This is a genomic window from Brachyspira hampsonii (assembly GCF_001746205.1).
GTDB classification, from domain to species: Bacteria; Spirochaetota; Brachyspiria; order Brachyspirales; family Brachyspiraceae; genus Brachyspira; species Brachyspira hampsonii_B.
In genome coordinates this window covers 451,374-464,729 of sequence record NZ_MDCO01000009.1, presented here as the reverse complement: position 1 = coordinate 464,729, position 13,356 = coordinate 451,374, and the positions used below count along the sequence as shown (strand labels likewise).

The following is a 13,356-nucleotide window of genomic DNA, read 5'->3' as shown; positions in this document are numbered from 1 at the left end:
TTTATGATAATCTATGATTTATACTTCCTGATACTATTCTGTCTACTTTGCCGTCCTGAAATTCTGCTATAAGAGCAAAAGTTTTATCTATATCCAATACTTTTACTATATGCTCTTGATTATCTATATTAAGCAAAACTTTTTTTCCTATTAAAAAAGACCTTTTTTTATATTCATCATAGAATGAAGCATTATTAAAATAGTATTCATATATTCTTTCTAATATTTTAGCTATTAAAATATTTCTTATATCTTTGCTGTTTTGTGTATTATTAATTGAAACAGCTATATTATTTATCTCTTCAGGAAAGCCGTTTTTAGGGAAATTAACATTTATACCAATTCCTATAACAGCATAATCAAGTTTTCCGTCTTCAAAACTGAAAGCTCCTTCGGTAAGTATTCCGCATACTTTTTTATCATTAATAAATACATCATTAACCCATTTTATCTGTGTATTTTCATTTGAAACTTCTTCTATGGATTTTGACACCGCCATAGCTGCTGCAGTAGTTATAAAAGAACTGTTAAAAATCTTTTTTTCTTTTTTTAGATTAAGTATAATGCTCATATATATGCCTGTACCATAGGGCGAGAAAAAAGATTTTCCGTTTCTTCCGTATCCGCTTGTCTGCTCTTCTGCAATTACTACGGTTCCGCTTTCAGCTCCGTTTATTGCCATTGCTCTTGCTATAGTGTTTGTTGATTCTACGGTTTTGTATATCACGAAGCTGAATTTATCTCTATATTTAGGCATATTATCTTTTATTATTTTTGATGATAAAATGTCAGTTTCTTTTGAGAGGGCATAGCCTTTATTTGATACAGAAAGAATATCGTATCCTTCATCTTTTAGAGATTTTATCACTTTCCAAACAGCCGCTCTGCTTACATTGAGATTATTAGCGAGCTTTTCTCCGGATATAAATAAACCCTTGTTGGATTCTAATATTGATATTATATTTTCTTTTAAATTTTTTCTCATAATGCAGAATGATAACATAATAAATATAATTGTCAACTTTAAAATCTAAAAAGGTTTACAATTATTATTTAAATTGTATAGAGTATAAACAGGCAGTTTTAATTTTAGTATATATTGTATAATAGGAGTACATACTGTGAAATTTGAATGTATTAATATTATACATATTTTATCATTGATATCGTATATATAGAGTTTTAATAGCAGATAGTGTATTATAAATATACATAGATATAAAAATAATTGGCATATTTATTGCATATATAATAGTGTAAGCGATGATGACTCGGTGAGAGTTAAAACAAATGATAGTTAATCGCTGATTAAATTAGAAATATAAAAGTTTATATAAAAGGAGTTTTAATTATGACTAAAAGATTATTTTTTCCAGCTTTACATTCTATGTTAGATGATTTTAGAAGTTTTGATGAGGCATTCGGCAATTTATACAGCAATGATGAGGTGAGAAAATTATCTCATTACAATATAGAAGAAGATGATAAGAGCTATACTATAGAGATGGATATGCCGGGTGTGAGAAAAGAAGATTTAGAAATAGGTATAAAAGAAAATGTACTTTCTATATATGCTGAACGCAAAAAAGTAAGTAAAGAAAAACTTGAAAATAGTGAAAATAAAGAGGAAAATGACAGCGGCAATGAAGTAATAGTTTCTAAATATGAACAGAGCTTTAATATCAGCACAAAAGGAATTGATGTTGAGAATATAGAAGCTAATTTGACAGACGGGGTTTTAAAAATAGTTCTTCCTAAAAAAGAGGAAGTAAAATATGAGAAAAAAATAAATATAGGCTGATTATTTTATTGTTAATTAAATGAAGGCTGTAAATTATAGAGGTTTATGAAAAATTGCTAAAAATTAAAATATAAGAGAATAGTTAATATAAATTAAGGAGTTTTAATATGTCAAGAAGAATATTTGTACCAACATTACATTCAATTTTTTCAAATGCTAACAGATGCAATTCTTTAGGAAACTGCAGTCCTTATAGTGATTATCATAATAGAGTATCAAACTATAGAATAGAGGAAGATGATAAAAATTATATTATAGAGATGGATATGCCGGGAGTAAAAAAAGAGGATTTAGAAATAGGAATAAAAGAGAATATACTTTCTATTTCGGCTAAGAGGAAAAAAGCAGTAAAAACAGAAAACGGCGAATCAAAAGAGGAAGTTATTTCAAGCTATGAGCAAAGCTTTAATATCAGCACAAAAGGAATTGATGTTGAAAATATAGCGGCTAATTTGAATAACGGTGTTCTTATGGTAACACTTCCAAAGAAAGAAGAGCTTAAATATGAGAAAAAAATAGAGATAAAAGGAGAATAATTAAAACCTATATATAAATTAAATTCATAAGATATAATCCATAATAATAGAGACACAGGGCAGATAAAAATATCCTGTGTCTTTTTTATTTGCATTGATATAAGAAAGATTTTGAATTTTTTATATATCATAGTATAATATTGTTAAGAACTACATATTATATTTAATAGAGGCATATTTATGAAATCAGTACCGCTTCCAAAAGGCTGGCAAGAATTACAAATTAAAGATGTATGTTTAATCTATTATGGTAAAGGACTAGGAAAAAATAACATGGTAGATGGTGATATACCTGTTTATAGTTCTGGTGGAATAATAGGGTTTCATAATGAAAGTATTATAAATTCACAAGGTATAATAATAGGTAGAAAAGGTAATGCCGGAAGTGTTTTTTATTCTAGTTCTCCATTTTTTTGCATAGATACTGCATTTTATGTAGAAGCAAATAATAATATTGATTTAAAATTTTTATACTATAAATTAATTTCATGTAGATTAGAGAGATATAAAATAGATAGTGCAGTACCTGGTATAAATAGAGACACTATATACTCTATTTTTTTAACTATCCCACCCATAGACGAACAAAAGCGTATAGCAGAAGTTTTATCATTATGCGACGATGTTATAGAGAACCTTACTAAACTAATAGAGAAAAAAGAGCTTTATAAGAAAGGTGTAATGCAAAGAGTGTTAAGCGGCGAAGTTCGTTTCAATGGTTTTAAAGATGAATGGAAAATAAAAAAATTATCTGAAATTAGTAAAAGTATAAAAACCGGAAAATTAGATGCTAATGCTATGGAAGAAAACGGACAATATAGGTTTTATACTTGTGCTAGAGAATATTATAGAATAAATGAGTATGCTTTTGATGGAGAGGCTTTATTAATATCCGGCAATGGTGCTTATGTTGGATATGTTCATTATTATAAAGGTAAATTTAATGCTTATCAAAGAACTTATGTTTTAATGGATTTTGAAGAAGATATAAAATATATAAAATATTATCTTGACAGATATTTAAAAGAAAGAATAAAGAAAGAAAAAAATGAGGGAAATACACCTTATATAGTTTTAAGTACATTAACAGATATGGAAATAAAAGTACCAATCCTAGAAGAGCAGAAAAAAATTGCGGGTCTTCTTTCGGTTATAGACGAAGAGATTGACAATCTTAAAAAGCAGTTGGAGCTTCGCAAACAGCAGAAGAAAGGTCTTATGCAGAGGCTTTTAAGCGGAGATGTGAGGATTTAAAGTTTTGAATATAATTGTATAATGAAGAGGTAATCAGCCGCATATCCTCACATCAGGCATACTTTGTCTGGGTACTTACTTCGGTATCCTACAGTTGACTATCTGTAATATTAGTAAATACGGTGCATATTGTAGGTATTAAAAAGTATTGTAAATTAATATAAGAAAGATTTTGAATTTTTGATATATCATAGTATAATCTTGTTAAGAATTAGATATTGTATTTAATAGAGGGATATTTATGAAATCACTACCGCTTCCAAAAGGCTGGAAAGAAGTAAAACTTGGGAATATATGCAGTATAAATGTTAGTAGTCTGAAAGAAAATACTAATGAAAATTTTAAATTTAAATATATAGATTTATCAGCCGTAAAAAATGGTATTATAGATTTTCCAAATGATTATATAACTTTTAAAAATGCACCAAGCAGAGCAAGGAGAATAATAAAAATAGATGATGTTATTATGGCAACAGTAAGACCAAATTTAAAAGGATTTGCTTATATATCTTTTGACCCAGAGGAATATATATGTTCTACAGGTTTTGCAGTATTAACTTCAAAGTCTGAAATTTCTATGAAATATGTTTACCAAAATTTATATGCAAATTATATAGAAAAACAAATATTTAATATGTTAGTTGGTTCCAATTATCCTGCTTTAAATACTTCAGATATACTGAATATAAAAATATTATTACCGCCCCTAGATGAACAAAAGCGTATAGCGGAAGTTTTGTCATTATGCGACGATGTTATAGAGAACATTACTAAACTAATAGAGCAGAAAGAGCTTTATAAGAAAGGCGTAATGCAGAGAGTGTTAAGCGGTGAAGTGCGATTCAAGGGTTTTAAAGATGAGTGGAAAGAAATATATTTGCATAAAGTTCTTAAAGAAAGAAAAACTTATCAGCCCAAAAATGGAAGTTTAGAACATGTTTCTTTAACTAAAGATGGTATCATACCAAAAACAGAAAGATATGAAAGAGATTTTTTAGTAAAAGATAAAAATAAACAATACAAAATTACTAAAATAAATGATATCTGTTATAATCCAGCTAATCTAAAATTTGGAGTTATATGTAAAAATAATTATGGAGAAGGAATATTCTCTCCTATATATGTAACTTTTGAAGTAAATAAAGGTTTTGATGTTAACTTTTTTAGCTATATTTTTAAATCAGAAACTTTTATCAATAATGCAAGAAGATATGAAGAAGGTACTGTTTATGAAAGAAAATCAGTAAGTCCAGAAAACTTTTTATCTATTAAAATAAAAGTACCAAGCCTAGAAGAACAGAAAAAAATAGGGGAATTTCTCTCTGTGATAGACGAAGAGATTTACAATCTTAAAAAGCAGTTGGAGCTTCGCAAACAGCAGAAGAAAGGGCTTATGCAGAGGCTTCTAACCGGTGAGGTGAGGATTTAAAGTTTTTAGTATAATTGTATAATGAAGAGTAATCAGCTGCACTTACATTGTGCTATCTTAAAAGTTAAGCGATACCGTACCTGCGGTAATAGCTCGTACCGGCGAATACAAGGAGTTTTTTATGAATGAACAATACAGCGAAAGAATATTACAAAATAAAGTTATAGAACTTTTTAAAAATATGGGCTACCAATATTTAAGCCCGGAAGAAGCTCTTAAAGAAAGAGATAATGATACCAATAATGTGCTATTTAAAAATATTCTCGAAGAACAGCTTAAAAAAATTAATTACTTTATGTATGATGATAAGAAAAACAGATTTTCAATAGATAATATAAAAAAGGCAATAAGTGATTTGGATATGCCGCTTATAAAAGGATATTTAATCACAAATGAAGAAATTACAGAAAGAATTTTAAAAGGCGAATCATATAAAGAAAAAATCGGAAATAGATACGAAAGTTTTAATATCAAATATATAGATTTTGACAATATAGAAAATAATACATTTCATATCACTGAGGAGTTTACAGTAACTAGAAACAGCACAGAAGAAAAAGAAAAAACAAGAAGACCAGATTTAGTAATATTTATAAACGGCATACCTATAGCAGTAATAGAATTAAAAAAAGGAAGCGTAAACTCAAAAAATGCTATAGAGCAGATGGTGAGAAATCAGGAAGAAAAAGAAATAAGACAATTATTTAAATTCAGCCAATTACTAATATGTGCTAATGATGATATGGTTAAATACGGCACAGCAGGAACTCCGGTAAAATTGTATAATGTTTGGAAAGATAAAGAAAATAATGATAATAAAAGAGATAAAACAGGCAGAAAAGAAGAAAGCAAAGTGATGAAAGCATTAAAAAAAATAGTGAAAGACAGAGTGATAAATGAAATAGACATAACATTATATTCATTATTTGAAAAAGAAAGATTATTCGATATACTAGAATATTTCATCATATTTGACGGTACGGTAAAAAAAGTTACAAGATACAATCAATACTTCGCCATTAAAAAAACTATGGATAGAATAAAAAATATAAGTCAAGGAAAAAGACAAGGCGGAGTAATATGGCATACTCAGGGAAGCGGCAAAAGTCTTACAATGTCTATGCTTACAAAAATAATATCAAGAAAAATAAAAAACTCCAAAATAGTAGTAGTAACCGACAGAGTAGATTTAGACGAGCAAATTCACAGCACTTTCAAAAATACAGATATAGAGGTTGAAAGAGCAACAACAGGGGCAAACTTAATCAAATTGATAGAAAGCGGTAAAAGCGTAATAACAACAGTAATCAATAAATTTGAAAAAGTATTCGATAAAAAAGTGGTAATGGATTCGGCAGATATTTTTATACTAGTAGATGAAAGCCATAGAACGCAGTACGGAGATTTTGCTATGAAGATGAGAAAAGTTTTTCCTAATGCATGTTATTTAGGCTTTACAGGAACCCCTTTATACAAATCCGAAAAAAGTACAGCAGAGAAATTCGGAGGCTTTATAGATTCATACACTATAAGAGATGCATTAGAAGATAAAGTAATAGTTCCGCTGTACTATGAAAGCAGATTGATAAATCAGAAAATATACGATAAAAAAGGCTTAGATTACAGATTCGATTTAATTACAAAAGATTTAACAGATAAAGAAAAAGAAGATTTACAAAAGAAAAATCTAAGCGAAAATGTGATACTTGAAAGCGAACAGCGATTAATAGTATTAGCCGATGATATAGCAAAACATTATAAAACTAATTTAGCAAATACAGAGTTTAATGCTATGCTTGCAGTAGAAAGCAAATATGAGGCTATGAAGATGAAGGAAATATTTGATGCTTATCATAGCCTTGAAACAGCAGTGGTTATATCTTCGCAAAATGATGAAGGGGCAGACAGTGATGAATACAAAAAAAATAACGGCTCAGAAAAAAAACAGTATGTAGCAGAAAAATGGAAAAAATTATACAGCAAATACTCAAATGATGAAAATAAATATACAGAAGAAATAATAAAAAGTTTTAAAAAAGGCACTATAGATATAATAATAGTAGTAGATAAACTTCTTACAGGTTTCGATGCTCCAAAGGCTCAGGTTTTATATATAGATAAAAAATTAAAAGATCATGGACTTCTTCAGGCTATAGCAAGAGTAAACAGAGCATATTCGGGAAAAGATAATGGAATATTAATAGACTATAGAGGACTTCTAGCCAACTTGGATAATGCTTTAAATGCCTATGATAAATTAGCCAATTATGATCCTAAAGATATTGAAGATGTTGTATTCGATATAAAAGAAAAAATCGAAGAGTTTAAAAATGCTTATGAAGATTTAGTACAGTTCTTGCCTGAACTTACTTTAGAAAAAGCTTATGAGATATGTCCTCCGCTTCTAAGCGATGAAGAGAAAAGAAAAAAATTCTACGGATTATTTTTAAACTATTCAAAACTTTTAAATATATGTCAGTTCAGCGATCATTTTATAGATAGTTTTAAATATGAAGAAATTGAAAAATATAAAAAATTATTTAAAACTTGTATTGAGATTAGAAATCGTTTGAGAATTACCCATCATGAAGCGGTAGATTTTAAAGAATATGAATCTAAAATGCAGAAGTTATACGATGAGTTTGTAGGTACTGATAATAATGTAAAAGTATTAAATGAAATACCAAGCATATTTGATGCCAACTTTGAAAAAGAAATAGATTATTTAAATGAATCAAAAGCAGATGCCATAATAAATGCTGCAAACAGTGTTATAAAAGAAAAAATGGATGAAAACCCTGAAATGTATAGAAAACTTTCAGAGAAAATATTTGATATAATAGAAAAATACAAGAATAACAGAATAAATGAGCAGGAAAAACTTTTAGAGGCAATGGAAGTAGCATCAACAATAAGAGGCGAAAATGAAAAAGAAAATCTTAAATATGATGAGCGTATAAGAGATAATAAATGTGCAAGATCCATATATGATAACTCTAAAAAATATATAGATAATGATAATACATTAATAGACTTTTCTTTATTTGTTGATAAATTATTTAAATCTAACAGCGGTATGCCTAATTGGCAGAATATACAATCTATAAGAAATAATATAGAAGGAGATATAGATATAAAATTATATGAACTTGGTAAAGAAAGCGAGGATAAAAAAATATTAAGTATAAGTAATGAAGAGATGAAGGAATTTTTAAAAATGCTGGTGAAGATAGGTTTAAATATATATGCAAACTACAAGTGAAATAATAATAGAATATAAAAAAATAAAAAATATTTATATAAGAGTAAAGCCCGATTTAAATATATATGTTACTGCTCCAAAAAGAGCTTCTAAAAAATACATATATGAACTTATAGAAAAAAGAAGAGAATGGATAGAAGAGAGAAAGGAAGCTATAAAAAAGAAAAACAGCTTTGATATAAGTAAAAAGGAACTTGCAAGCGGCAATGAAGTATATTATCTTGGTAAAAGCTATATGCTTAAAGTATTAAAATGCAATAAAGAAAATATAATTCTTGCCGGCAGAATGATGTATATGTATGTAAATATAAAAGATAAAGAGGAATACAAAAATAGTGATATAAGAAAAAAACATATTCTTCTTGATACATGGTACAAAAAAGAAGCATTAAAGCTATTTGATTCACTTATAAAAAAATACTCTGCTATGATGAACTTAGAAATTAATACATTCACAGTAAAAAAATTAAAAAGCAAATGGGGTTCATGCGATATAAATAAAAAACATCTTACATTTAATTTGGAACTTATGAAATATCCGATTTCTGCTATAGAATATATTGTGCTTCATGAATTATCACATCTTCTGCAGGCTAATCATAGTAAAAAATTTTATAATATAGTAAGTTTGTATATGCCGGAATGGAAAAAGGAAAAGAAGATTTTGGATACATTTTTTACTAATTTATAATTTAAAGAAGTTGAAAAAAATATAAATTACTCTATACTAAAAAAGCTTTTTAATTTCATAATACAAAATTAATAATAGAGGTAAAAATAATGGATTATAATGAAAAGTTATATAATGTATTTTCCAGCGGAGAGCAGAGATTAGAATCATGGATGGCGGCTGTATTTACTAAAGAATATGATCATAATATGACAGTTGAAGAGTTCAGAGATATATTATCAGAATCTGATGAATATATGGTATTAGAATTCAATGAAATAGAAAAATCCAATTTTATAAGAGATAAATCTAAATGGGAAGTATCGGTTAAGCTGCAGTATTTGCCTATGGTTATAGATGAAATGGAAGAAATGGACGAAGACGGATGCGGTGATGGTTCCTGCGGATGCGGGCATAATCATGATGAAGAAGAACACTCCTGCGGATGCGGACATAATCATGACGATGAAGAGCATTCCTGCGGATGCGGACACAATCATGACGAAGAAGAAAATAATGATGAGCTTAGTTTTTATGCGGCATTAGTAGATGCTTCAAGTGTTACTGAAAATGTACCTGAAATATTTTCTGTAAATACAGTAAGAGAAGATGATTATAATGAAGCATGTCAATGTAAATATGCAGTACATGTGTCCACAACATTTGATAATCATCCTCTTACCGACTATCAAAGACAATTAAAATTATTAGACAGTTTAGTTCCGGAATGTTCTATATTTTTAGACATGTCATGCTATACAGCACATTCAGGAGATTGGCTTTCTTATACATCAACTTTTGCATTACCTCCTTCTTTAGATTATCTATATACTATACATGCAGTTTATGATGATGATAAAGACCCTAATAAAGTAGAATATTGGTTTCATACGCATGGACTTTACAGAGTAGGTTCTATAGAATTAGAAATAGTAGGAGTTGAAGATTCAAATGCATCTTATGGTGCATTACTTAATACTTGTGCAAAAATGTTTATAGAAAGGGGAGTTCCTGAAGCTGGATTTAAATTTAATCCTGCATATAACACTTATGTATGCTGGTTTCCTTGGCAGGAGGCTTTGAAGAAATTAAATATTGCTGATGATATTACAGGAAGTGCTAAAGACAGAAATGACGGAGTGCATAATACGCCTTCGGGTATTTTGCTTGCTGTAGATGCTGAAGGCAATTATCATTCGCTTGATTATTATAAAAATGAGCTTACAGATAATCCCATGTTTATGATGAGTTATTTTGAAACTTCGCTAATGAGAGAGGCTGCTTTTGAAAAATTAGAGTATTTCTTGGAATTATTGAATAAGAGTAAAGGTGATGATAAAATTTCTTTCTTAGTGAAATTAGGATACGGGGAGACAGAAGAAAACCCTAATGACTTAGAGCATTTATGGTTTGATGTGCATGACTTCACCAATGAAGGATATTTCGATGCTACTTTAATAAATGAACCTTATAAAGATTTAGGTATGCATGAAGGCGATAGAGGAATGCATAGTATAGAAAGACTCACCGATTGGGAAATATATACAGAAGAAAATAACTATAATTCAAGAAATATATACCTATTATTTCAAGAAGAATAATATTATTAAAAATTGCGGGCATATAATAAATTTAGTAATTATTATATATAATCAGCCTGCAATTTTTGTTAGTAAATAAATTAAAATGATCTATATTTATAAAACCTATATTAATAAATCTAATTATCAAACAATTTTTATATATTATTTCTTTATTAAGCACTATAACAGCTTATCTTTGATAATTTAACACTAAAATATTGTAAATAATATCAATACTGCAGTTAAAATTACAAAAATAGTTATTATTAGCTATAGATTTTTTTATATTTTTCATTAAACTTTTATAATAAGAGTTCTATCTTAAGTACATTACATTAAAACGGAGAAAAGTATGGAAAGAGCATATATAAAAAACATAGCTTACTATGTACCTGAAAGAATATTAGATAATAAATATTTTGAAAGTATATTAGACACTAACAATGAATGGATAATAACTCGTACAGGAATAGAAACAAGACATATGGCAAGAGCAGATGAAACTATTTTTGAAATGGGTTTGAATGCGGTTAGAAACTTAGAAAAAAAAGGTGTTGATTTGCAAGAGGTTGATGCAATATTGGTACCTACTGTAACAAAAGATTATATATTCCCTTCTATGGCAGGACAATTGCAAAAAACATTGGGATTAAAACACTGCTTTGCTACGGATATATCTGCTGCTTGCTCTGGATATATATATGCATTGAACACAGCTACTGCATTAATAGAAAGCGGACAATGTAAAAATGTACTTATAGTTTCAAGCGAAAAACTTACTAAAGATATTAATTGGAAAGACAGAGGAACTGCTATTTTATTCGGAGATGCTGCTACTGCTTCATTAATAACAGCAAGAAATGACGGTAAAGGCATAATAGGAATGCATATGCAAAGCGAGCCGGATATGAGTATTGTACTTAATGGGGGAAGTGTTTGTCCTATAAGAGCCGATGATATAGAGGCGCCTGAATTCAAGATATATATGGAAGGATCTGAAACTTTTAAAAGAGCTGTTACTGAGTTTTCTAATAGCATAGATAAAGTTTTGGCAGATTCCGGAAAACAATTAAGCGATGTTAAATATTTTGTACCTCATCAGGCTAATTTGAGAATTATGCAGGCTGTTGCTAAAAGAATAGGTCTTCCTATGGAAAAAGTAAGTGTTGTATTAAACAAATTTGGAAACTGTTCTTCTGCAAGTATAGGATTGGCTCTAACTGACGCTTTAGATAATAATAAAATTAATGACGGAGATTTAGTTCTTCTTACAGGATTCGGCGGCGGATTTACTTGGGGGTCTACTTTAATGATTTGGTAATAAATAAATATTTCAACCATTGACAGGTAATAATTTACATAATATTCATTTTTTTATTACTGCTAAATTTTTTATATATAATAGTAAAACTTGCAAAAACAGCTAATGAATGAAATAAATCAATCATTAGCTGTTTAATTTTTATTTTGATAATAAATTATATTTTCTATTCAAGTCCGTATATTTTCAAAAACTCACTTAATATAGTATGCATAATTATTCTTTTTTTGTCATAATCCAAATTTCTTGTAAGCTCTATTCCAAAAGATTCTATATTCTTTTTAGCCGCATAATAAGTAATAGTTGTAGGCATAGGGTAATACATTTGTTTAAATTTAAACTTCATAGGTTCTATCCTTGAGTTTATGTTATTCAATACTTTTACAACTTTGTCATCTAATTTTCTGCTGTCATATATTATAGAATCCCCAAAAAATTCTTTGAATCCGTTTCCCTCATGAAGAGTAAGTACAACATCTATATCATATTCATCAAGCATATTCATATACTCTTTGGCTAATTTATCAGTGTCGGTTCTGCTTATATTTTTATCAAAGAATCTATTATTAATATCCTGTCCTTCTATTGCTCTGGTATTTTTTCTATATGCTTCAGGTACAGCAATAGGCACTATAGTGAGACTTCCTTTTTTTATAGGCATATTGATTCTTTCCATAGCAACATCAGTACCAACTCTTTCGCTTCCATGAGGCACTATTAAAAATATATTAGGTCCTTTTTCCGGGTGAACCACTCTGTATATAGTATTTTCGTTCTTAGTACCTTCCATTATCTTAAAATTGTATCTGTCTATATCTTCATTTAAATGGCTTGCTACTTCGCTTTCTAATTGTCTTGATACATTTTCAATTAGGGCTTTTTCATTTTCTGTAGTTCTGTAAGGTCCGTTAAGCATTGGTATTATAGATGTTTTATGATTAGGTTCTAAAAAATAGCTTACTCCTAAAGAAGTCTCAGGAGTAATTTTTACAGCATTATTATATGTTATAACGGATACTTCATCATCATAAGATACTACAGCAAAAGATTTTCCTTTGAAATTATATCCTTTGCTGTCTTTTGTTAAAGTCATTTGAATATCATCATTATGTTTGCTTTTTACATAAATATATCCTGAATCCAAAGTGAATTTATTATCCTCATAAGTGAGCTTTGAACTAGGCATAAGTATGATTGATTTCTCTCCGTTATCGATTACTAAATAAGATTCCTCTTTTGTAGATATAGAGAAATAATCAGTGGGAAAACTTTTTTTTATATCCATATCAGCATGCTCTTCATTAACTATTACAGATGCTTCGCCTTGTCTGGATATAATTTTAAAATTATTAGCCGATAATACAGAACTAAGTATTATTGTTAGTATTATTATATATTTGCTCATCATTAAAACCATTAAATAAAAATATCGTTTTAATTGTCGCAAAAAAATAAAAATGCTTTAAATAAAATTTTATTTAAAGCATCTTATATAAATTT

Annotated in this window: 10 protein-coding genes; 8 read left to right on the top strand and 2 right to left on the bottom strand. The window is 28.4% G+C overall.

Annotated elements, in window-relative coordinates:
* Position 1 precedes the first annotated feature (1 nt).
* Entirely contained in the window at positions 2-985 is a 984-nt protein-coding gene (locus BFL38_RS07275) for a biotin--[acetyl-CoA-carboxylase] ligase (RefSeq protein WP_069726426.1), read from the bottom strand.
* Positions 986-1,351: 366 nt separating this feature from the next.
* On the opposite strand from BFL38_RS07275, the gene BFL38_RS07270 reads away from it, so the two are divergent.
* The 8 genes from BFL38_RS07270 to BFL38_RS07235 all read left to right on the top strand — a co-directional run bounded on the left by BFL38_RS07270 (position 1,352) and on the right by BFL38_RS07235 (position 11,856).
* Positions 1,352-1,801: an Hsp20/alpha crystallin family protein gene (locus BFL38_RS07270; RefSeq protein ID WP_008722136.1), complete on the top strand. Its 450-nt coding sequence runs from the start codon at positions 1,352-1,354 to the stop codon at positions 1,799-1,801.
* 107 nt (positions 1,802-1,908) lie between these two features.
* Positions 1,909-2,337 (top strand): Hsp20/alpha crystallin family protein, encoded by a 429-nt coding sequence (locus tag BFL38_RS07265; protein ID WP_069726425.1) that lies wholly within the window; start codon positions 1,909-1,911, stop codon positions 2,335-2,337.
* A 180-nt stretch (positions 2,338-2,517) separates the two neighbouring features.
* Positions 2,518-3,591, top strand: a complete 1,074-nt coding sequence (locus BFL38_RS07260; protein ID WP_069726424.1) for a restriction endonuclease subunit S — start codon at positions 2,518-2,520, stop codon at positions 3,589-3,591.
* A gap of 241 nt (positions 3,592-3,832) precedes the next feature.
* Positions 3,833-5,020, top strand: a complete 1,188-nt coding sequence (locus tag BFL38_RS07255; RefSeq protein ID WP_069726423.1) for a restriction endonuclease subunit S — start codon at positions 3,833-3,835, stop codon at positions 5,018-5,020.
* 121 nt (positions 5,021-5,141) lie between these two features.
* Complete coding sequence (locus BFL38_RS07250) at positions 5,142-8,282, top strand: type I restriction endonuclease subunit R (protein ID WP_069726422.1); 3,141 nt, start codon at positions 5,142-5,144, stop codon at positions 8,280-8,282.
* Positions 8,266-8,973, top strand: coding sequence for a M48 family metallopeptidase (locus BFL38_RS07245; protein WP_069726421.1), 708 nt, complete (start codon positions 8,266-8,268; stop codon positions 8,971-8,973). Before BFL38_RS07250 ends, BFL38_RS07245 begins: the two co-directional genes overlap by 17 nt.
* 89 nt (positions 8,974-9,062) lie before the next feature.
* Positions 9,063-10,553 carry a DUF4026 domain-containing protein gene (locus BFL38_RS07240; RefSeq protein ID WP_069726420.1) on the top strand — a complete coding sequence of 497 codons (1,491 nt, stop codon included), beginning with the start codon at positions 9,063-9,065 and terminating at the stop codon, positions 10,551-10,553.
* Positions 10,554-10,887: 334 nt separating this feature from the next.
* Positions 10,888-11,856, top strand: a complete 969-nt coding sequence (locus tag BFL38_RS07235; RefSeq protein WP_069726419.1) for a beta-ketoacyl-ACP synthase III — start codon at positions 10,888-10,890, stop codon at positions 11,854-11,856.
* A 166-nt stretch (positions 11,857-12,022) separates the two neighbouring features.
* Here the strand turns inward: BFL38_RS07235 and BFL38_RS07230 are convergent, their stop codons facing one another.
* Positions 12,023-13,261 carry a M14 family metallopeptidase gene (locus BFL38_RS07230; RefSeq protein ID WP_069726418.1) on the bottom strand — a complete coding sequence of 413 codons (1,239 nt, stop codon included), beginning with the start codon at positions 13,259-13,261 and terminating at the stop codon, positions 12,023-12,025.
* Positions 13,262-13,356: the final 95 nt, after the last annotated feature.